The organism is Johannesbaptistia floridana (assembly GCF_057440575.1).
On record NZ_JALKVM010000095.1, the window covers coordinates 1 to 23350 of the forward strand.

Annotated in this window: 15 protein-coding genes; 5 read left to right on the forward strand and 10 right to left on the reverse strand. The window is 37.6% G+C overall.

The window, feature by feature from the left end; translation table 11 throughout:
• The 7 genes from MW688_RS06755 to MW688_RS06785 form a co-directional block, all read right to left on the reverse strand.
• A partial coding sequence (locus MW688_RS06755; protein WP_486735173.1) for an Hpt domain-containing protein occupies positions 1–3430 on the reverse strand: 3430 nt, incomplete at its 3' end.
• Positions 3431–3448: 18 nt separating this feature from the next.
• Positions 3449–6298 (reverse strand): methyl-accepting chemotaxis protein, encoded by a 2850-nt coding sequence (locus tag MW688_RS06760; RefSeq protein WP_486735174.1) that lies wholly within the window; start codon positions 6296–6298, stop codon positions 3449–3451.
• Between the two features lie 61 nt (positions 6299–6359).
• A complete protein-coding gene (locus MW688_RS06765) occupies positions 6360–9671 on the reverse strand; it encodes a methyl-accepting chemotaxis protein (protein ID WP_486735175.1) in 3312 nt (1103 codons plus the stop codon).
• A 206-nt stretch (positions 9672–9877) separates the two neighbouring features.
• On the reverse strand, positions 9878–10657 hold the full coding sequence (locus MW688_RS06770; RefSeq protein ID WP_486735176.1) for a photosystem II electron transport protein, Sll1252 family: 780 nt from the start codon (positions 10655–10657) through the stop codon (positions 9878–9880).
• Between the two features lie 40 nt (positions 10658–10697).
• Positions 10698–11429 (reverse strand): WecB/TagA/CpsF family glycosyltransferase, encoded by a 732-nt coding sequence (locus MW688_RS06775; RefSeq protein WP_486735177.1) that lies wholly within the window; start codon positions 11427–11429, stop codon positions 10698–10700.
• 9 nt (positions 11430–11438) lie between these two features.
• A complete protein-coding gene (locus MW688_RS06780; RefSeq protein WP_486735178.1) occupies positions 11439–14726 on the reverse strand; it encodes a tubulin-like doman-containing protein in 3288 nt (1095 codons plus the stop codon).
• A 171-nt stretch (positions 14727–14897) separates the two neighbouring features.
• A complete protein-coding gene (locus tag MW688_RS06785) occupies positions 14898–15503 on the reverse strand; it encodes a cell division protein SepF (protein ID WP_486735179.1) in 606 nt (201 codons plus the stop codon).
• 419 nt (positions 15504–15922) lie between these two features.
• Here MW688_RS06785 and MW688_RS06790 point away from each other — a divergent pair, with 419 nt between their 5' ends.
• Positions 15923–16219 carry a hypothetical protein gene (locus tag MW688_RS06790; RefSeq protein WP_486735180.1) on the forward strand — a complete coding sequence of 99 codons (297 nt, stop codon included), beginning with the start codon at positions 15923–15925 and terminating at the stop codon, positions 16217–16219.
• A gap of 133 nt (positions 16220–16352) precedes the next feature.
• Positions 16353–17216, forward strand: coding sequence for a M48 family metallopeptidase (locus MW688_RS06795; protein ID WP_486735181.1), 864 nt, complete (start codon positions 16353–16355; stop codon positions 17214–17216).
• Between the two features lie 6 nt (positions 17217–17222).
• Here MW688_RS06795 and MW688_RS06800 read toward each other — a convergent pair whose 3' ends face one another.
• Positions 17223–17993: a metallophosphoesterase family protein gene (locus MW688_RS06800; protein WP_486735182.1), complete on the reverse strand. Its 771-nt coding sequence runs from the start codon at positions 17991–17993 to the stop codon at positions 17223–17225.
• 74 nt (positions 17994–18067) lie between these two features.
• Here MW688_RS06800 and MW688_RS06805 point away from each other — a divergent pair, with 74 nt between their 5' ends.
• Both MW688_RS06805 and MW688_RS06810 read left to right on the forward strand, forming a co-directional pair.
• Entirely contained in the window at positions 18068–18667 is a 600-nt protein-coding gene (locus MW688_RS06805) for a MiaE family protein (protein ID WP_486735188.1), read from the forward strand.
• A gap of 133 nt (positions 18668–18800) precedes the next feature.
• Complete coding sequence (locus MW688_RS06810) at positions 18801–20819, forward strand: hypothetical protein (RefSeq protein WP_486735183.1); 2019 nt, start codon at positions 18801–18803, stop codon at positions 20817–20819.
• 19 nt (positions 20820–20838) lie between these two features.
• Here the strand turns inward: MW688_RS06810 and ruvX are convergent, their stop codons facing one another.
• On the reverse strand, positions 20839–21270 hold the full coding sequence (gene ruvX, locus MW688_RS06815; protein WP_486735184.1) for a Holliday junction resolvase RuvX: 432 nt from the start codon (positions 21268–21270) through the stop codon (positions 20839–20841).
• An 83-nt stretch (positions 21271–21353) separates the two neighbouring features.
• On the opposite strand from ruvX, the gene MW688_RS06820 reads away from it, so the two are divergent.
• Positions 21354–21476, forward strand: a complete 123-nt coding sequence (locus tag MW688_RS06820; RefSeq protein WP_486735185.1) for an SDR family oxidoreductase — start codon at positions 21354–21356, stop codon at positions 21474–21476.
• 38 nt (positions 21477–21514) lie between these two features.
• On the opposite strand, the gene MW688_RS06825 is transcribed toward MW688_RS06820, so the two are convergent.
• Positions 21515–22690: a GNAT family N-acetyltransferase gene (locus tag MW688_RS06825; RefSeq protein ID WP_486735186.1), complete on the reverse strand. Its 1176-nt coding sequence runs from the start codon at positions 22688–22690 to the stop codon at positions 21515–21517.
• Positions 22691–23350 lie beyond the last annotated feature (660 nt).

The window sequence follows — 23350 nt, forward strand, 5'->3', positions numbered from 1 at the left end:
CAACTTCCCCAAACAATTCTTCAAAATTGGGAATAGAATGTTCAGTTTTTTCTGAATCTGTAGTTTCTTGTAATTCTTGGTTTAATTTGTTGTTTAAGCTGGGGATATCACTAGCGGTAACTGAATCTTCTCCGTCGGTGGTTAAGTCAGAGGTATCTTCTGTTGTGGTGGATGGGGTATCAACTTCCCCAAACAATTCTTCAAAATTGGGAATAGAATGTTCAGTTTTTTCTGAGTCTTCTAATGACTCTTCTAAGTCAGAGGTCAAGTCAAAGTTGTCTTCTGTTGTGGTGAAGGGGATATAAGTTTCCCCAAACAATTCTTCAAAATTAGAAGTAAGTGTCGTTTTTTCTAATTTCTCTAAATCTCTGGTGTTTTCCCCCCCAGTCAAGGAGGTATCAGTTTCCCCAAACAATTCTTCAAAATTAGGAGTAAGTGTCGTTTTTTCTGACTCCTCTAAATCTCTGGTGTTTTCTCTCGCTGTGAAGGGGGTATTACCTTCAGCAAATAATTCTTCAAAATTAGGAGTAAGTGTGGTTTTTTCTGACTCCTCTAAATCTCTAATGTTTTCTCTAGAGGTGGAGTTGGTATTACCTTCAGCAAATAATTCTTCAAAATAGGGAGTCATAGTGGTTTTTTCTGACTCCTCTAAATCTCTGAAGTTTTCTCTAGAGGTGGAGTTGGTATTACCTTCAGCAAATAATTCTTCAAAATAGGGAGTCATAGTGGTTTTTTCTGACTCTTCTAAATCCCTTGTGTCTTCTTTTTTAATAAACAATTCTTGAAGTTCACGAGTATTTGAGGTTGTTTCTGACTCTTCTAAATCCTGGAGGTCTGAGGTTATTTCTTCTTCTTGCGCCGCGGTTTCTGCTGCGGCTAGAATATTTTCTAAAGAAGAACTTGCTGTGTGGTTTTCTTCGTATTCACTAAAAATGTCTTCTAGTAACAAACTACTAGATTCATCTTGTTCTTCGTTAAATATATCTTCAACGGAAGCATGTTTCTCTGTAGTTGTTTCCTCTAAATCCCCATTAGTAATAACGTTCTCTTGTGAGAGATATACTAGTTCAGGACTCGGTGTTCCCCCAGAGGTGCGATCGCCTGCTAACACTTGGTTTCTACTTTTTGTAAAATCTTGTAACATTAACTCACAAATTCTTAATATTTGTTCTGGATTTTTTGAGAGTGCTTCTAATGCTACATTAGCTATTGAGGCGAATCCTGGCAAATTAAGTAACTCCCCAAATCCTGCAAACACATCAATTAAAGCTCTTGCTTCTCCTGCTACTTCGTAATCCTGGGGTCTATCTATTATTGCTTCTAATCTTGTTAATTCTTCTTGTACATCTACTTCAAAGATAGATGCCACCATATCTATGCCTAAATCTTGAGAACTGGGTATATAGTTTTCCGTTTCTTGTAGTGCATTGCCTAGTTTAGATTCAATTTCCTTAAAAACTGACTCCGCTTCTCTTAGGGCTAATTCTGGGTTATAACTTCCTGTGGCTATTTGTTCTGATAGAGGGATGCGCAGACAATCGTATCCTTGTAGTAATAGGCTTTCCATTTCTTCATCTATCACTACACTCTCACTATATAAAGCTTTAAAGTAATCTTCTAGATTGTGAGCAATTTCTTTTATTGCCTCTAAGTTTACACTAGCGGCGTTGCCTTTTATGGAGTGGGCTGCACGCATGATTTCGTGAATTCTATTGGTAGACTTGTCTTCTTTTAGACTCAGAATACCATTTTCGATAATTATTAATAGTTCTTCTGCTTCCTCTATAAAGAATTGATAAGATTGACTACTTGTCTCTATATTTGTTATTCTTTCACTTACACTCTCTCCTAAGGCCGCTAAAGCTGCTGATACTTCACCCCCTGAGGCGCGGTCTCCTTCTAGAATTTGTTTGCGGCTACTGCTTACATTCTCTCTAAAAGCTTCTATTATTTGGTCAATTTTATCTGGATTAGTTGCTAAGGCTTTTGTTGCTCCCTGGGCGATCGCTCTTACGCCTGGTAAATCTAGCAATTCTCCAAAGGATGAGTATATCTCTATTTTCTCTTCTAACGCTGCTTTTCGATTACTATTTGATGTATCTAACTTTAATTCATCGATACTCTCAATTAGTTCTGCTACATCTACTTCAAATATTGATGATGCTATATCTATGCCCAAATCCTGAGAACTTGGTACATAATCATCTATATTTGTCAAAGCTTCTCCTAATTTAGCTTCTATCTGCTCAAATCTTGGTTTTACTCTGGCTATAGCTTCTTCTACATCATGATTTCCTGTTTCTATTTGTTCTTGTATCGGTCTGCGCAGACAATCGTATCCTTGTAGTAATAAATTTTCTAATTCTGTATCAATAACTACATCTTTACTGTGGAGGGCTTTAAAATAATTTTCTAAACTATAGGCTATCTCTCTAATGGTGTTTAAATTCACCATAGCCGCGCCACCTTTTATAGAGTGGGCGGCGCGAACTATTTCGTGAACTTTGTTAGTAGATTTTTCTTCTTTGAGACTAAGAATCCCATGTTCAATATTATCCAATAACTCGTCTGCTTCCTCTATAAAGAATTGATAAGATTCATCATAGATGTTAACATTTTGATTATAGGAATTATTTACCATTGGTTCTTGTTTTGCTTGACTCAAAGCCTTGAGACTTGGGGATACTTCACCCCCTGATATACGATCTCCTGTCAATATTTGATCTCGACTTGAATTTACATCGTGACGAAAATACCTAATGATGGTGCTGATATGTTCTGGATTTAACTGAAGTGCTGCGGTTGCCGTCTGGGCAATTTCTTTTACTCCTGGTAAATTTAACAATTCCCCAAACCCTGCAAATATTTCTATTTGAGATTGTAATTCTGCTTCTAAATCAGCGGGTGGATTAATACTCCAACTATCGAGGGTAGAAATTATTTCTGCTACATCTACTTGAAATATTGAATCAACGATATCAATCCCCAAGTCACTAGAACTTGGTATATAATCGTCGATACTAGAAAGAGCTGGACCCAATTTAGCTTCTATTTGAGCAAATATTGGCTTAGCGGTAGCTAAAGCTTGTTCTTCATCTATGGGCGCATTATCTATTGCTTCCAACAAAGGTAAGCGGAGAGTATCATATCCCTGAAGCAGAAGACTTTCTAATTCTTCATCAATAATTACCTCCTCACTATAGAGAGCTTTGAGATAATCTTCTAGACCATGAGCAATTTCTTTAATTCCTTCTAAATTTACACTAGCGGCGCCGCCTTTGATTGAGTGAGCGGCACGCATAATTTCGTGAACTTTAGCCGTAGTTCTTTCGTATCTAATTGTCAAAATACCTGTTTCCATAATTTGTAGGAGTTCAGGTATTTCCTCTAGAAAAAATTGATAAGCTGAGCCATTAATATGGGGATTCATGATATTATCTTTTAATGATTATATTTTAAACTTAGAAGTATCTTTTTGTAATTTTTGGGCTAATTTTAGGATATTTTGGAAATAACTGAGAGATGCTTCCAGAGATTCTACATTTTTCTCACTATTAACTGTAAATCTTTCCATGTTTTTCTGAATTTCATCGTTATTTTGCCTTTCTTCTCCGGCATTTTTGGCTATTTCCACCACCAATTGATTAATTTTAGCGGTGATGGCAGTAATTTCGCTAAGACAATCGCGACTAGTTTCTACGGAAGTAGTTTCGCTGGTAATTTGTGCTTGTTCATCTTCCATAAATCCCATTAGTTCTCTAGTTTCTCTTTGAATATCGCTGACTAAACTTTCGATATCTGCGGTTGCTTCTGCTGACTGAGATGCCAAATCTCTTACCTCATCTGCGATTACTGCGAAGCCTCTGCCTTCTTCTCCGGCTCTTGCGGCTTCTATTGAGGCTTTCAAAGCCAACAGATGAGTTTGAGCGGCAAATTTCCCAATTAGTTGGGTAACTTTAGAAACTTTTTGACTAGAATCCTCTAGTTTAATAACTTTTTCTGTTCTATTTTTCACAGTATCTTGAATACTCAACATTCCTTGTAGAGTATTATTCAGGGTTTGTTCTCCTGTTTCTATCATTTGAGTTGCCTCGGCAATTGCTACCTCTGCTTGTTCAGCATTTTGGGCCATATTTTTGATAGTTTCGTTCACAGCTTGTAGCCGTTGCAGGGATTCTAACAGATTCTGACTTTTTTCTTGTTCATTATTTGACAGTTGTGTGATTAAATTCTGATTATTTTGAGCTTGGTCAATCACTTGTTCAGCTATACCCCTTACTATCGTAATAGTTTGACGCATACTTTCAATCATGCTGTTATAGGAATCAGCAATAGTACCAATTTCGTCAGAGGTTACATCAGCTTGTACAGTTAAGTCTCCTTGACTAGCCGGATAAAAATCCATCATCAACTGTAATGCTCTTTGTTGGAGTTTTTCTTTTTCTTGACGCTCTATTTCTGCTGATTGTTGCTGTTTAGCTAGGAGGCTAGAACGTTCTATTGCTAAACCTATTTGATTAGATAACTGACTAAACCAGTCAATTTCTCGCTGTTCCCAATTTCTGGGGCCATCACATTGATGGGTTATCAGTAATCCCATTAGTTTCTTTTGCACTATTATTGGAGCCACCATATTGGCTCTCACTTTGAAGGGTGCTAGTTGTTGTATGTGACAATTGGTTAATCCAGCGTTATAGATATCTGGTGTGGCTTGAACTCTCCCTTGTTTATATCTTTCCACATAGTTTTCAGCGAAGCAGGGATCCGCGATTTGAGCGCCTAAAGCTACAGGAAATTCGTCGGCTACTGATTCGGCGATGATAGTGCCTTTCCAGGTTTCATCAAAGCTATAAATTATCACTCTATCTGTACCTAAAGCGGAGCGAATATCTGTTAAAGTTTGTTTAAATATTTGTTCGCTGTCTGTGACACTAGCTACTTGGATGAGAATTTTTTGCATTTTTTGGGATAGATTCGTTTCTTTTATTTCTTGGTTCCGAATCGCCAGACGGTCTAAGGCTGTGCCGATTTGAGTTGATAGTTGTTTTTGAAAATTAATTTCTTTTTGAGTCCAGTTATGGGGTTTTTGACAATTATGGCCAATTAGGAGACCAAATAGTTTACCCTGAGTCATTACTGGTACAATTAAGTTAGCTTTTACTCCTAGGCGTACCATCAGGTTAAAGTGGTCTGGATGAAAATTGGCTTTGCTAGTGTCTTTGATTGGCACTACTCGACCTTGTGTGTAGGCATCTAGGAGAGATTGAGGAATACATTTATCATCTATAGACGCTTCTAAAGAGCTTTCAAGTCCGTAGGCTAAAGCTTCTAAAACAATATGACCGCTACCTTGTTTGTTGATGTGGTAAATTAAGAGACGGTCTAATCCCATTGCTTCTCTAGCTGCTTCTAGTTTATTTGTCAACCATTGTGATAATCCGGTTTCGTCTAGATTTTGGTTGGCTGCTATATCAGCTAAGATGAGAATTTGTTCTGTTTCTTTGATGAGGTTTTGAGTTTGTTGTTGTTTTTGGGCGGCTAAATAATTTAGGTTACTTGCTATTTCTCCAATTTCATCTTGACCTGGAATCCCTTGTTTATATTCTTCTCCTCTTTCTTCTCCTTGACTCAGATGTTGAGCTTTAGTTAATAGGTGATTTATCCTTTTTGTTATGCTTTTATTCAGTAAGATTGCCCCTAAGAGGTTCAGCAAAATCCCTAATCCTGTGGCTGTCAAGATTCCTCTGTGAAAGTTTAGAGGATTTTTTTCCCTTCCTCTTACCAATATTTGTTGATTTGGTAGTGATTTAGCTGCTATTTTGTATCTTCTACCCTCTAATTCGGCTTCTCCTGTCACAATCTTGTCTGATGATGCTTCAGAGAGAAGCTGACTCAACTCACTATCTAATTCTTCGAGGTTTTCCGGTTCATAAACCCTCGTATATCCTTCTGTATTTATCTGATTTATTTGTTCTGGATTTACTGTACTAATTAACTCTAATTCAGAACGAACTTGTTCTTCTAGTTGTTTTTGACTATTGGCTTGGAGTAACCATATACTTACTCCTCCTAAACCAACTAGAGAAATCAAAGCTGGTAGGAAAGCCCCATATAACTGTTTACTGTTAATGGAGATATTATCAAACCAGTTTTTACTAACGGTAGGGGGGATAGGAGCTAAATCTGGGGTAACGTTTTCTGTTTCAGTTTTCCAGTAGTCAGATTGAGTTGGGATATTTCCTGTTAAATTATCTGGTTTTGGGTTTTGGGTAGTGGGATTAGGAGAAGTCTGAGTCATAGTAATTTTGTCTTTTATTAACTAGATAAAGTTCTGGTGCTTAGTTTTAATAAGGCAACTGTTATTGAACTTTGAATTTTCCGACACTTTCTTGTAGCTCTTTAGCTACCGCTAGTAATTGTTTAAAGGAATCAGACACTTCTGTCGCTGTTAGAGAGGTTTTATTAGAAGTAACTGCTACTTCTGTCATAGTTTCACTGACATTTTCACTTGTTTTTGCTTGTTCTAGGGCCGTTTTAGTAATTTCGGTAACTAACTGACTGATTTTCGCCGAAGCTGCTGTAATTTGGTTTAAGTTAGTCCGAGTTTCTTCTACTAATTTAGTCCCAGTAACTACTTGTTCTGTCCCTGCCTCCATGGCTGAGACTACTTCATTGGTTTCTGCTTGAATTTCTGCTACGGTGGCGGCGATTTCTGCTGTTGCTTGAGCTGATTGTTGAGCTAGAGAACGTACCTCTTCTGCTACCACTGCAAAACCACGTCCTTCTTCTCCGGCGTGGGCTGCCTCAATTGATGCGTTCAGAGCGAGAAGGTTTGTTTGTTCGGCGAAGCTACTAATCAGGTTAACTACTTTAGAAATTCTTTGGGTTGATTCTCCTAAACGCTTAACTTTTTTCCCTGTTTCTGCTACAGTTTCCCGGATAGTCATAATCCCGTCTACTGTACGGTTCATAGCGTCGTCGCCGAGTTCTACACTTTGGTTAGCTTGTTTTACTGCTAGTTCTGCTTCTTCTGCGTTACTTGCTACTGCTTTGATTGATTGAGTCATGGCTTTAATTTTATCTAAAGCCGCACTAATATTATGAGCTTGTTCCATTGCTTCTGCTGAAAGCATTTGCACAGAGGTTTCATTCGTTCCGGTTGTATCTGCCACTTGTTTACTGGCCCTGAGTACCTGAGTAACGATACGTCGCAAACTTTCGATTGTGGCGTTGTAAGAATCGGCAATAGTCCCAATTTCATCTGCGGTTACACTAGCACGAATAGTTAAATCCCCTTGGCTTACTGGGTCTACTTCCATCAGTAGTTCTAAAGCTCGTTGTTGTAATTGTTCTCTTGCGGCTCGTTGTTCTGCTTCAGCGATTTTTTGTCCTTCGATTAGTTCTACCCTCTCTAAAGCTAAACCTACCTGAGTGGATACTTGGCCAAAGAAGGCTATTTCTCCTGGTTCCCAGTGTCTAGTATCAGAACATTGATGGGAGATGAGTAAACCTGTGAGTTTGCCTTTTATTAAAATAGGGGCGACTATGTTGGCACGAACTGCAAAGGGACTAAGCTGTTTTATGTGACATTCTGTCAAGCCTGCGTTATAAATATCCTCTGTGGCTTTTACTCTTCCTTGTTGATATTTTTCCACATATCTTTCAGCGAAGCAGGGGTCTGCTATTGTGGAACCTAAAGCCCGAGGCCATTCACTTTTTACTGATTCTGCTACAATTGTACCTTGCCAAGTTTCATCGAAGCTATAGATAATTACCCGGTCTGTTTTCAGTATGTTTCTAATTTCTGTGGTTACGTTATCGAAGATTGTTTCACTATCAAAGGTTCCTGCTAGTTTCAGGGTTAGATTTTTCAACTGTTCTGCTAGTTTCAAGCTAAGTTCTTGTTCCTGTAGCAATTCTACCCTTTCTAAAGCTACACCAACTTGGGCCGCAATCTGACTAAAGAAGTCTTTTTCTACTTTTTCCCAGTGTCTGATATCAGAACATTGATGGGCAATAAGCAGTCCTAGTAATTGCTCTTGGTAAATAATTGGGGCTACTAAATTAGCTCTTACAGCAAATGGTTCAAGTTGTTGCAGGTAACAGTCTGTTAAGCCTGCGCTGTATATATCATTTGTGGCCTGTACCCTTCCTTTTTTATATCTTTCCACATATTCTTCTGCAAAACATGGGTCTGCTATGGTTGCACCTAGGGCTTTTGGCCAACCTGGACCTACTGATTCTGCTACTACTTTTCCTGCCCAGGTTTCGTCGAAGAGGTAGATAATTACCCTGTCTGTTTGAAGACTGGAGCGAATTTTTTTAGTTACAGTTTCAAATAGCTGTTTACGACTCATCGCTAGGCTAATTTGTTGGGTTATATTTTTCAGTTCTGATGCTTGTATTTCTGCTAATTGTTGTTGTCTTTTTATTTTGTGTAGGTTGACCCTGATGGCATTCATTTGATTCTGTAACTGACTTATTTCGTCTGTCCCTGTTGCAGAAATGTCCGTTTCTAAATCTCCTTGGTTGATTCGATTAGCTGCGGTAATTGCTTTCATTAATGGTTCGGTAATTTTATCTGCTAACATTTTTGCTAGTAAAGCGGCGACTGCTGCTGCTATCAGGGTCGTTAATATTATCGGGAGTCCTAAATTGCTCCCTGCTGTTACCGCCTGTGTTGGTCTAGCTAAAACTGTTTTCCAGTTTAGGTCGTATTCCCTTAGTTTTTTTGATGGAGTAATTGCTGCTATATGCTGTTCTCCTCCTAGGTAATCGAAGGCGTAGGATTTTTCTTCTTGATTACTTAGTCGAGGCAATGTTGTTTCTAACCCCTGCTTAATGCTTGTTTCTATGTTAGAGCTAGTAATTTCGTTACTTCCGTCTACTAAAAAGTATTTTTGTTCTTCTAGTTGGTATTTAACTAACAGTTCAGACAATACTTGTGTAGACATACTAGCGCCAATTAGTCCGACAATTTCACCACTATTTTTGTCGATAATAGGTGCTGAAATATAGACATAATAGGTTTTATCTTGCTGACTGTATTGAGGTTGACTGATTAGCGGTTCACTTCTTCTTTTCACTTTTTCAAAAAAATTTCTTTCTGTTTCTTCAAGTTCTTCTCCTGAAATAGCTAGTACCTCGCCGTTTATTCCCATAAATACTAACTTTTCGTAGTAAGGATAAGTCTTGCTATAGGTATCTAATGTACTATTTTTTGCTTCTCTTGGGATTGTGGTGCGCAAATCAGGAGCGCTAAATACATCAATTTGAGATATTGCTATCATATCTTTGAGGCGATCGCCTACAAATAATTCTACTTGATCATTGGCATTTTCTACCGCCGTTACCTGGGCTTCTATAATTCTATCTTTTCCTTGTTTATAAGTTAAAAACCAAGCCACACCTCCCACTATCAGCACTGGTATTACCCCTAGGCTTATAGCTGCTATTCTCGCTCTGTCTTTTAGACTAAGTTTTTCCCACCATGTTTTTATTCTAGGAGATGGGGTCTGTTGATTATTATCGGGAGGAATATAATCTCCCCCCCCTTCTAAAGATATTATCTCTTCACTCGTTTGGTTTTCGGTAGTTATTATAGATTCAATACTTTGATTATCTTGGTCTTTAGGGTTTGGCGATGGTTGCTTGGGTGATAATTGAGTCATATAATATATCCTAATTTTTCCTTTTATGACAATCTAGCTCTGGTTTTTTCTCTTGATTGTGTAATCTTTTGTGCTGATACTTTAATTCGCTAAATACTTACAAATGCTTAATCTGCTTAACTTTCTCTCAATTATAATAGTTCCCTCAATGAACTTGGAACTAACATTCATATTAATTTAACTTTTTTGATTATGAGAGGATTTTTTTAAATGTAGCGAGTTAGTTGTACTCTATATCTTTGTTTTTTTGTAATAGCAATTTCACCTACTTTTAATCTCCCTTTGCCACCCAGAGAAATTAAATCTTCAGATGCTAGGAGATAACTTGGGGTCTTGATTTCTTTCCAGTTTACTCTCACATCACCGCTATTAATTGCCTCTGCCATTTTACTACGAGACATCCCAAAACCTGCTGAGGCGATCGCATCTAGACGCAAAGAAGCTTCTACTGTGGTTATTTCTTTAGTTTTCGGGGGGCGAATTTTCAATTCATCTAGAGAGATTGGTTGAATTTCCACTGGCACTGAGCGTACTTGAGATAGACTCATAGAGATAAACTCGACCATAGGGGGTGTAACAATCACTTGAGCTCCTCTTTCCCCTAAAATAATAATATCCCCTACTTTTTCTCTCACAATGCCTATACCCAAGATAGCCCCGAGGAAATCCCGATGGGTAGCCGTATCAAACAAGAAGTTACCACTAATTTCTAAGGCTGCTAATTCCACTGCCTGATTATCTAAAAATATATCACTTCTAGCTATACCGAGGCGTTGACGTTCTGCTTGTGGGTAACCTCCCCAAGCCCAACAATGCAATTCAGTTAAATTTGTAAATAGCGGCAAAGCTTCCACCAAGAGAGCGGGGCCTAAAAAATCTGTTTGTACTACACTCCAGGTTTTCAAAGCCTGTTCAGCTTGGTCTAAAATTCGGGCGATTTCGTCGCGATTTTCTACTGTTTTTAAGATATCTTCTCTTGGTAACATCTTATTTGATAGAGGGTATTCTCTTGCTACTTTTGTTAATTTACTCCGAGTCAAACCATAAAGCTTTTAGGAGAAACTGAGGCAGGACTAACATTCGTCGCCAGCGCCAAGGTTCTTGATAAAGTCTATACAACCATTCTAAATTATTTTCTCGTAACCAAGTTGGTGCTCGTTCTTTGTTTCCTGCCCAAATATCAAAACTACCGCCTATACCTATCCAGGTAGCTTCGGGGCAAAGATGACGATTTGATTGGATCCAAAATTCTTGTCGGGGCACACCTAAACCCACTAAGATAAGTTTAGGTTGTTCTATTTTGAGAGTTGTTTGCCATTGGGTGAGGGATTCAGGTTCAAGATAGCCATGATTAGTAATAATCTTGAGTTGAGGATACTTAGTAGTCCACAGTTGGGCCGCTTTGGTGCTAACACCGGGTTGGCCTCCATAGAAGACGATTTTGTCGGGATAGGACATTTCTCCCCACCAAGTTATGAGAGAAGATGCCAATTCTATTCCAGGACAACGTTGTTGTTGATACCCTCGTAAAGCTAAATAAATAATTACCCCAGCACCATCAGGGATTACTAATTCGCTTTTATGAATAATTTCAGCTAATTGAGGGTTGCGAGTTGCTAACATAGCCATTTCCGCGTTTAGGGTAACCACATGAGTACCTAAGTTAGCTTGAATACGATTATCTAACAACCATTGGGAGTAACTATCTAGTAAATCTACGGGAATTTGAAAAACAAAGGTGCGCTGTTTATTTTCCATGGTTAAACTTTACAATACCAGTTTATGACCGCAAGCGGAGCAAAATTTAGACTTAGGGGGATTTTTTTTACCACATTGGTTGCAGAAAACCTGAGCTGGTTTGTCTAGTTTATCATTAACTGTTTCTTGATAAGATTGGTCTTTAGATAGGGAAGTAATGGTAGTAACGTTGAGTTTCTGGCTTTCGATGAGATTTTGAATGATTTTAGCTTCTCGTTTATATTCTGGGGCATCTTTACCGCCTTTTTTGGCTTTAAGTAATTCCATCCCTCTTTGTTCTAGGTATTTGAGTAATTTTTCGTAGAGTCGTTGTTTTTGTGAGTCAGTTTCACAGGAATTAATCTGTTGGTTGACTTGTTGTTCAACTTCTTCGCGATCGCTTCTACAGACTTTTATTTGTAAAACTGACACAACTTCTTCCCAGGTGGCGGCTAAGTCTACATTTTCTGCACCTATTACGGTTTGACGAGTATAGCGAATCAAATTTTCTTTGGTTTTCTGATTTGTTTGGTATGTCAGTACATTTAAAGCCCTAGCCTGGATAACCAGATTAAAGATTGATTCATCTTCGGGAAATATATCCCAAAATGGTGGTTCTTTTTGCAGATGAACTGGTATTGGTAAATCCCGACTTTTGCCTGCTTGTCGATCTCTTTTTGCTTGAATATAGTTGCCTTTCCAGGTAAGATAGGATTGTCGCAGTTGACGCATACCTTCGATACAACGGAGAGAGAAGCCACCTATTTCTTGAACAAAGATAATGCGATGGCGTTCTGGTTCTCCCAAGGGTTTAATATTATCTTCATTTTGGATAAATTGTTGCAGTTTAGGCAGAATTTTTTGGGCTGCGGGATTTGGGGTATTTTTCCCGCCTAGAATAGCTATATTTTGGTTTTTTGCTTCGCTAAAGCCTGCATCTTCTCCTTGCATTACGGCGCTACTTAGGATAAGTAAGGGTTTAGACCTATTGTAGGCGATGCGAATGTTATTAGTAATAGTTTGCTCATCGTTATAGGTTTTCAAAAGGCGATCGCACGCTGCTAATTCTGTTTTGATGCGGCTATTTTCTGGTGCTTTGTAGATGGTATTTTTGCATTCGGTCAAGATAATTTTTCTCAAGTCTTCTTCTTGAACTTCTGAAATACTCGTAATATCTAAAAGACGCATAATTTCATCAGCGCGGCGTTCTTCTTTCCACAGGGGGCTTGCTTTAGCCAGAACCTGACTAGAGATATTACTACAAACTTTGTCTAACCCTACATCAGTCAAATTTTTATTACTTGTACTGGTTTCTCCTGCTAATCGTTCTAAAAAGTCGTCATAGAGTAGGTTTAGTTCTTGGCGGTCGTATAGTTTTATCCCATTAATCTTCAAAGCATTGGCGCTGTCTGCTTTGTAACTGCTTTGTTGACTAAATATATCTCTGGCTAAGATTAATCGTTGTTGCCAACTTTGGAAGCGACTTTCGAGCCTGTTGAGATGTGCTTGCAATGCTTCTATAACCTGCACAGCTACTGCTCTGGTTTTACGTTGAATAGTAGCGATTAAACTGCCTTCTAAACCTTGGAGAGCTTGTTGGCAGTATTGGTCCATTTTATCAGGTTTAGAGAGAGCAAATTTATCTTTTAACTCATTCATCTCCTTGATTGCGCCTTCGTATTGACTTATACGATTATTTTCATTAGCTGTCCAGACTTTTTCTTGATCCCGGCGAAATTTTTCCTTGGCGTCGTCGAATAGTTGACGCACAATTACAATAAAGCTGTCTGCGTATTTCGGGCCTCGGGTACGGTCTTCGAGAATGGAGTAAAATTCTGTTTCCAAACTTTCTTGACCCTGTTTAATGGCGCGATCGCGATTACTATAAATTTTTTGAAAGTAGTCGCCGTGGAGGCGTTCATCTGGGCTTAATTCGCGAAAATGATCAGCACGATAACCATTAACTTTAGGTCGAAGATATTCATCTACAAAGCGTAGAATTTTCCCTTTTTCGCTGCCGAACATATTAGCACCTTTGTGGGTACATTCTAACCAGTTTTGCTGTTCTATTTCTTGACGAATTTGGTTTACCCATTGGTAAATAACTTCTAAGTAAGAACCTTCTTCGGCGGAGGCTAAATCAGCGAGGAGTTCATTAGGAGTAAGCCTTGCGGGTTTAAGATAACTGTCGCGGACTAACTCGTAGATTTGGGGGGGGAGAATCGCTTCATCGTTAAGCCACCAATTAACGAAGTTTTGGGCGAGACGATAGGAAAGGGAGGTCCGAATATGGGCTACAGGTATTTCAATACTAGATAAACCGAAGCTCATAAATTGTTTAGAATAACCACGTCCTCCGGGGTCTTTTTCTGCCCAGGAACTTTTGATATTATCTCTAATTGAGCGTTTATGAGGGGCAAAATCAGAGGTCATATCCAAGAAGATATTTTGGGCGATCATTTCTCTAATTTCGTCGAGTTTAAAATCGCTTTCGCCATTTTTCGTCCCTACTAAATAGGTAAAGTCAAAGGGAGCTTTGGTGGAGCGAATTTCATCGTTGAGACTGTTACTAAATTGAGCTATATAGTTGGTGCGATCATCTGAAAAATAGCTTAATTCCATCATAGCTGCATAACCATTAGCTAATACGCGATCTCCCACGTCGATGGCTGCAAATGCTTGGGGTGTGGGTACAATTCCTGTTGTCAAGGCGCTCCCTTCGCCTTTTAGCCAGTGACGGAGGGCATAACCTAGGTCTATGAGCATTCCGCTGCCTGTTCCTCCTGATAGGGAACCGGTTACAAAGATGTTTGCCGAGTTGTTAGTAACTTTTATGCCATAGTTATTTTGCATATAAGTTTCTTTGCCTTTTACTCTTCTGAGGGCCTCGACAAATTTTTTCTGTATTTTGTGATAATTGAAAAAAAAAGCAAATCTCCCACAGGCTCTAATTTGTCCTGCTCCTGCTTCCAATCCTGTTATATTCCCTTCTAATTCATTGGGAAACCAACTGTTAATCCAGGGGTAGTTATCTAAATCTTGAATAATTGCTTCTACATCTGTTCCACTAACTCGCGCCCAGTATTTTTCATAGTCTTTTAGTTGACTACCACTAGCTTCTGGGTTAGTAATTTGATAATCTTTATCTGTATCTATCAATAAAAAGCTAATAATGGGAAAATTGTTTAATTCTCCGTAGGTCTCTTCTATTAAACGTCTTATTCTTCCTATAACTTCGGCACCTGTTCCACCAACTCCGACTACTACGGTTGGTACCATGCTTTTTTCTTCTACTAAATTTCGACTTGGACTTAGCATAGTAATCTCTTAATAACTTTTATCTGTGGTTATTTATCTTTTATCTAACATCTACTATGAAAAAATGGTGATTCTTTAATTTTTAAGTAACTAAACTGCTATTTAGACAAAATTTAAAGAGTTCACCACTTTGGTTTTATATTATAATCAACCTACACTTTGTACCTAGTGTTAATTAGGCCAGGTTGTTTTACGTTCAAATGTTGGATGAGTATCTATGTTAGCAACTTTTGGTGGTTCAGGTTGTTCTGTTTTCGCTACTTCTTTGGCCATACCGCTCATTGTGCTTACTTTTACGCAACTAGGTGTAAACAGAAAAATACTTTCTCCAATACGTTCTTGATGACCGTCTATTGCATAAGTTCCACCTGCTACAAAATCTACCGCTCTTTGGGCTTCTTCTGGGTCTATAACATTTAGGTTTAAGACCACAGAACGACGTTCCTTTAAGATATCGATGACTTTACATATTTCTGAAAAACTATGTGGTTCAATTACCACCACTTCTGATGTGTTTTGAGTTAATCCTGGCATACCAATTACATTATTTGTGCTACTAGATCCAATCACCGTATCTCTTCCTTTTGTTAGGGTTTCCTGATAACGTCTTCGATAAGGATTATACTCCTCTTTTACCTCTGTTACTTTTTCTGCCGATGGTTGTTGAGTTACTGATTCCTTTGGCTGTTCTTCTGCTATGTATTCGTACTCTTCTCCCTCTTCTAAATTTTCATTGAGACCTACAAAGTCTTTGAACTTATCCAATATTCTACTCACATTTCCTCCATTATTTTTTTTGCTTATTAACTATTGATCTCTACTTTTCATTACCCAAGGGTGATTGAGAGCAAGTCTTTATGCTTTGACTATAATTTCCTCTTTATGGATTATCATCAAAAGTTTAACTTAATTTTAGATTAATTTTTGTCTGAACATCTATGTTCCCTATTCCTCACCTCAAAGCACCAGTATCTTTGTACTAACTAAGCCTTAGGAATAAATCTGTTAACCTCTATACCTCTGTAAACTTAAAAACGCTATATTAGAAGTTGCTTTATAATTCTTAACATCAACTTAACAGTACTTAAGGTATAGTTATAGTAGTTTTAATAATTATTTAATATTGTTGAGTTTCCCAGAAAAGGGAACAAATATTGCTTATGCTAAAATCATGTAACTAATCGTGGTGATACTCGATGTTTAATCTAATTTCACGTTTAATTCCTTCTTTGTTATTAACTACAGCTCTTACCTTTAGTTTACCAATGATAATTATCGGCTTGCTCCTAGGCTTTCTCGGGTTAATCGGTTATCTACCAGGGTGTAACTGGTTAGTAACGATGATTTATACCGAAATAATCAATTTTTTGAGGGTTTTTGGTAGTGGTTATCCTTGGCAGGGAATAATAACAATTAGCCTAGCTTTTGCTTTTGTGGGAGGATTATTCGATATATTTAACTTTTATCGTTATTTAACCTTTAGTGGTAAATAATCTACGGATGTATCTACCAATGGATAGTAATTGAAATAAAAAAATAGTAAAATTTTTGGTAAAGACAAAAGCAACTAATCAAATGAACATAGCGTCTGTTTAAATAGAAAAAGTTCTAGTTAAATGCGACCAAATGAAAAAATTGACAGGAGAACTATATAATTATTTAAGATGTTATCGAAGTAAATGGCTTTATATCTGCCTATCGGTGGGACTAGCTTTGTCAATAACAGTAAGTTATCAATTACCTAGCTATGGAAATCGTTGGTATGATATACTTCGTCAAGGGATTCAAGTAATACAGATATGGCAATTATCTGATGATCAGGAAGTAGAGTTGGGAGAGAGAATTAATGAAACTCTTTTATCAAACGGGGAAATAAGATTAGAAAAAAATAATCAAATTAACCGTTATATTAGCGAAATAGGACAAAAATTAGCAAAAGAGAGCGCAAGGAATGATATTCCCTATAAATTTCAAGTAGTAGAAGATGAAAGTATTAATGCCTTTGCGACAATGGGGGGATATGTATATATAAATACAGGGTTAATCAAAGCAGCAAGAAATGAGGCAGAATTAGCGAGTGTAATGGCTCATGAAATAGGACATATAGCAGGAGGTCATGGAGTACAGAGATTAAGACAACAAGCGATCGCAGAAGGGATAACCCAAGCTGCGGGATTAGAAGAAAGTACAGTGGTACAATTAGGAATAGAGGTGGGTTTTAATTTACCAAGGAGTAGGGAAGACGAATTAGAAGCAGATCAACTGGGGTTAGAAAATATGAAGGCGGTAGGTTATGCGCCGATAGGAATGATTAACTTTATGGAAACATTGCTCCAGTATAGTAGTAATGCGCCAAGTATTTTAAGCACTCATCCAGCTACATCAGATAGAATTGTAGCGTTAGAAGAACAGATTAATCCAGCAAGGGCAAATCAAGGGGCAGGTTTAGATGAATCAAGCTATCAAAGAGCAATTAGACCGATACTTTGAAAGTTTCTAGGGTTTGGTATTTTTGGAGATGATTTTACTAAGATCAATATTAGCGATCGCCTCGTTTAGAGGTAGACAGCGATAGTTATCATAATCTTCTAAGGTATTAATTTGATGAACTTTTTCGTTGTCGAGGTCTAAAGCTGTCAGCCAACCGCTTTTGGGGTGATAAGCTCCCGTTTCAATGCCAATCCAACCTGCACCTTTAGCAATTTGACCTGGTTTAACACCGGGAAAAGTAAAAGTAATTGTATGTCCAGTAATAATTAATTTATTGGGAAAATAAGGTTTGCTGCTGGCATGAAACTCCCGTCTAATCCAACAAAACTGATTGCTAGATTGTTGAGCAATGGGTAAACTTGGCTCTATACCTGCGTGTACTAACCAGAATTCCCCTAGGTCGAAGTATAGAGGCAATTGTTTAAACCAGTCTAGATGTTTTTGAGGTATGTTATTTTTATAGCTTTCTAAAGTAGCATAACCTCCACTATATAACCAGGCATGAAAGTTATCACGATCAAGTTTGCCATTACCGACCGAGGTTAAGAGCATGTCTTCATGATTGCCTAATAGACAGTGATAGTTGTTATCAATAACTAAATCTACTACTTTCGAGCTATCAGGACCTCGATCTATTAAGTCTCCAAGGAAATAAACCTCATCTAAATCGCTGAGATTGAGCGCTTCGAGTAATTTAATCAAAGCTTGATATTGACCATGAACATCACCGATGACGATGCGACGTTGGTTCTTAGTTTTTGTGAGTGTTAAATTCAATGCTTTTAACTCCTTTATTTGGAACTAGAGAATTTATAATAATATATGTCACAGTAAATATATGTTCGTAAATTATTTTGTTATCAATAACCCCTAAGATTAATATTATCAAAGAAGCTACCTCTTCTGCATGGATAGAACAAGCAGTAGCTAATTTAGAGATTATTTTATTGGATCATTCCCATTGTGAACGTAAAGCCGCAGGGGTAGCCCTTAACTTCTTGTTTCGCTATCCCTCCTATACTGATTTAGTCCATAAACTAACGGCTATAGCCTCCGAAGAACTAGACCACTTTGCTCAAGTCAATCACTGGTTACAAAAGTTAAATATACCCCTTGCTCCCTTGAAACCAGCTCCATACGCGGGACAATTAAAAACCCAAATTCGTCGCCATGAGCCGGAGCGTTTTCTAGATTCTCTCCTAGTTGCTGCTTTAATTGAAGCTCGTTCTCACGAAAGATTGAGTCTCCTAGCTCAGTTTTGCCCTGACCCCTCTTTAGGGCGCTTTTATCGGAGTTTAATGGTATCTGAAGCACGCCATTATGGCATCTATTGGCTTTTAGCTCTAAATTATTTTGAGGAACAAATAGTAGAAAAACGTTTGGAGGAATTAGCAATTATTGAAAGCGAAATCTTAATTAATCTTTATCCTCAACCCAGAATTCATAGTTGAATCAACAATTAATTCTATTTTTGCTTAACATCAGTTAATAAAAAATTTTGTTATCAATTTTTCTGAAAAAGTTCTATAATAGGATTGTTATTTATTTAACTTTCTTACACACCTATATATGTCCGGCCGAAATATGTGCAGAAACTTGCGGTTTTGGCTTGGGGCAATCATTTTTAGTGTCTCTAGTTTGGTTGTTTCACCAGTTTATGCTCGATCTTTAGCTGAAAAACAATCCCAAATAGACCAACAATCAAATATTTTTCCGATAGAGTTATCAGTAATGGGTAAATCTACTAAGACTACTATTTTAGTTCGTAGTCAATCCCAGGAAAAAAATGAATATTCAGATTGGTTGTTACCCTTAGATTCAGTTGCTCAAGCTTTAAACTTGCAAGTTATACCGAGAGAGAATAATCTAAAAATTGAATTACGTTCTCCGGCAAAAAATATACTAATTGCGACAGAAAGTTTACAAATAGACCCCCAATTGGGTTTAGTTGTATCTCCAACTAAGTTAGAAGAGTTATTAAAAATAGAGAGTGAATTAAATGAAAAGGAAAATAGGATTAACTTAACTCCCCAGTGGTTAGCGTTGAGGGAACGAACTCTAGAGGAAAATAGAGTAAGTTTAGATAAAAGACCGGAATTAGAGATAGAAGTAGAAGGGGTTAAACCTTTTAATGACCCGGCGACCATATCTCCTAATACTAACTCTCCCCAAAATATAGCAGTAAGGGGGGAAATATTAGGAGGAGAATGGTATGTTCGTCTTCATCAAGCCGATGCTGAAAACAGAGAAACAATTAATCTACAAGAAGCACAATATAATTATCAATCTGAATCAGCAGATTACTTGATTGGGTTACAACCTCAATCTTGGTTAGGGGACAACCGGGGAAGATTTTGGGGTTTTACTACTATCCAACGTTGGGGATTTACACCAAGTGTAAGCAGTAATCAAGTGATTGACAATGAGAGAATGCAAGCACAAGAAATTGGCAGAACCATAGTGGGGAAAAGTAAACCGTCAACAGTAGTAGAATTGGTAAAAAAGGGGGAAACAGAAGCTTTAGCCACAACCACAGCAGATGCTGAGGGAAATTATCGCTTTGATCAAATTCCTAGTGTTGCGGGAAAAATTACTCACTACCAAGTGAGATTCTATGAGTCAGGAGAAGTAACTGAAGAACCAACAAGTGTGGAAAATCTGGCCTTAGCAACCATGGAGAATCAGTTACCTGCGGGAGCCTCAGCTTTGATGATTACCGCCGGAACTAATCAAGAAATGTCCGTAGAAGAAACTTTTCTCGGAAAAATTAATGATTTGCACGGGGGGATCTCTTATCGTTTAGGAGTAACTGAAGAGTTAACTTTTGGTTTGAAGTTTGGATATAATGAGTTGTTTCGTGGCTTAGGGGAGTTACTCTATCAACCCACTAGTATTCCTTTGCAGATTAGTCTATCTGTATTAACTGACCAGGAAAATGAGGACTGGAAAATTAACTCCCAATTAATCTATCAACCTACACCAGATTTAAAGTTTAACTGGGAAACCAATCGCCAATCTCATTATCTGGGTTTGAACTGGGAAGCTTTTCCGGGCTTAGATTTATTTCTAAGTGGTCATTATTATCAAGATATCTGGACAGGTAAGATGGCCTTAAAGTATACTAATGAGGATTTTGGGGCGATCGCCACGGCTCGTCTTAATCAAGCTAATGAGTTACTTTGGACTTTTACTTCTCGTCTAGGACATTTTCAGTTAGTCTATCAAGACCAACCTCAACGCAAGTTAGGGGAAATAAGTTATAATTTTTCCAATACTGCTAACCAAGGTCATGGTCACTGGATATTTACCAGTTATGAATACTATGATCTTCTTGATGATTTTGACAATTTGGCTGTAGTTGGTTGGCGTTATCGTTCTCCCCACGAAGCACTTACAGGGGGCTTTTGGCAATTTGATGTAGGCTATGGATTTGGTTCCGTGGGAAGTGGTTTTAGCTTTGCCGCTACACGTCAGTTAGTTAGGGGTTTGAGTCTCAAGTTAGAGTATCAGACTGTATCGGTGAATGGGGATAATTCTGTGGTTAAATTGAAGTTATTGCCTAATTTTGATATTTTTTCTGGTTCTAGACAATGGCGTTTTTAACTCCAAGATTTGAGGTCCCCTAGTTAATAGTTATCCTGCTATCTAACCATTGTTGTAAAATAATGGCGGCAGCATAGCGATCTATTATTCCCTTATCTTTGTTAACATAGCGTTTTTGTGTTTTTAGTCTTCCTTCCGCTTCTACAGAGGTTAAACGTTCGTCTATATATTCTATAGGTAAATTTAAAGCAATCCTCAGCTTTTCTGCTAAATTTTGCACATACTCTGCTTGAAAGCCTAAATTTCCTGACATTGAATAGGGTAAACCCACTATTAAAATATATACTTCTCTTTCTTTGATAATTTTTTTTAGCTTTGCTACATCTTGACTAAAACTTTGACGGTTAATTGTGGTTATTGGTGTGGCAATTAATCCTAAACCATCACATCCAGCTACACCAATTCTTTTTTTGCCAATATCTAAACCTAATGCTGAGATTTTTTGTTTCATCTTAAGTTGTGAACGAAAATAATATAGAAGTATTATAGCAATTTGTACACTCATGAGGTTGAAGGATTCTGTAAACAAGTACCATGAAACGTCCCGGTCAACCTGTAGAAGTGGCTACTAGTTTCGTCTTCTTGGCTTCTGAGGATTCCTCTTATTTTGCCGGGCAAGTTCTTCACCCTAATGGCGGTGTAGTTGTTAATGCCTAGGTTTTTTCCACGCTGATATTTTTACAGCGTGGTTTTTTTTATTGGGAACTATTTGGGTTGTCTAAATCATGCTGTTCAGAAGTTGATTGATGGTTATTTTGCTCTCTAGATTTATTTTCTGACCACGATTGAAAAGATTCTGACCAAGTCATACGGGTAGGTATAGGTGTACGCGCTGGTTGTAGTCCTTTTAATACGTCTGATAGTTGCAATCCTTCTAAGGGTTTCGATTCTCTGAGTTTATGCCAAACTGAACGAGACATTAACAGGGTATTTTTGACTCGTTCTGCTTCTAGTTTTTCTAAAAATTCTTCTCTTTCGGATTGATAGTCCGCTGAGGCAAGTTGTAACGATTGTGGCGGAAGGGTTTGAACCACTGCTGCCATCTTCGCTAACAATTCTGGATATAACCACGTGTATGCGGGATGAACTGTTAATTTGGCTAAGTGAGGATGACTTCCATCTGTACACATTTCTAGTTGAAAATAGGCGATCGCCGCTTTGCGTTGCGGTTCAAACACGTAGGCTGACGTTATTTCTTTGTTTGCGAATAAGATTTTAATTTTACTAATTAAACCTTTTACTAATGGTTTTTTAAAATCTTGAGTATGGCGGTCAAATACTTGTCTCAGTAGCGGTGGCATAGAAACTGTATCTAATTGATATAATAGTTGAGCTTCTGCATTACTTACTGGCAGTAAATTTGGTATTTGTGGTTCAATTTGTGCTAATTTCTCTAATTGTTCTGCTTTTAGTGACCAATAGGTCATTTGTGCTAATGGTTGAAATCCGTTTTCACGATACAATGCTAAATTTGTTTTATTATTTATCTCTACTTCTAATACCCAGGTTCTTGCTTCCCAAATCGTTTCAAAACAATGTCTCAGTAGTTGAGAACCAATACTATTTCTCCCACTTACTAATTCTGGAGTTAGTACCGTTTTATCTACTAATACTGATTCTACTTTCCACGTACTTCTACTATTGTTAAATGGCGATACCTGAATCCCTCCTAAACATTTGTTCTTATAACAAGCTACATATATGCACAATAGATATTTAAAAGGATTCGGAAATAGCTTTAATAGCTTTAATACTCCATACCACTGTTTTACTCTATTTAAATCTATCCCTAAGTTATGAACTGCTTCTATATCTCGATATTGTAAAGAACGTATCTGAATTTGTTTTTTTTCTGTAATTAAGGAATTCATTAATATTACCCCGCCGCATCTACCTATACCTTTAATTTTATCTTAGCTATTTTTCTCTTGCTTTTATTGCTAACTCTTGCCGCCTACCAATACTTCCCCAAAAATTTCTACTTGTTCTTTGAAAAAGGCAATCTTAGGCAAGAGAGGCAGGATTAGTAAGAATTAGCTAAAAATATAATAAAGAACATTTAACCCATTTTATCTCATAAATTTGCGTAAAATACGGCTATTTCATTCCTTCTGCCCATTTCTTCTCAATACTAGATAGTTAACGTACACTATTTACTATATTATACTTATTATATACTACTTTATGGGCACACTCCCATTATCTTAAAACCCATCCGATCAGAAAAGAGCTGTTTAAGTCAAGAGGATTTTTCTCTAAATTTCCCTTCCCCCTCCCTTACTTATTCGTTTAATACTTGTTAAATACTACACAAGGGGCGAACTCCCCCCTACGAATATCATAACTTAATGACTAGATAATTGTCAAGGAAGAAATCAATACATTATAACGGTAGTAGGTTGGGCAGGAAGATAACCCAACATGATGAGTTTTGAAGTAATGAGTAACGAGTAATGAGTAAGAAGGTAGCCTGTACGTAGTAGTAGGGTGCGTTAGGCCGAAGATTTCTCTTGGTCAATCACAAGTAAGAT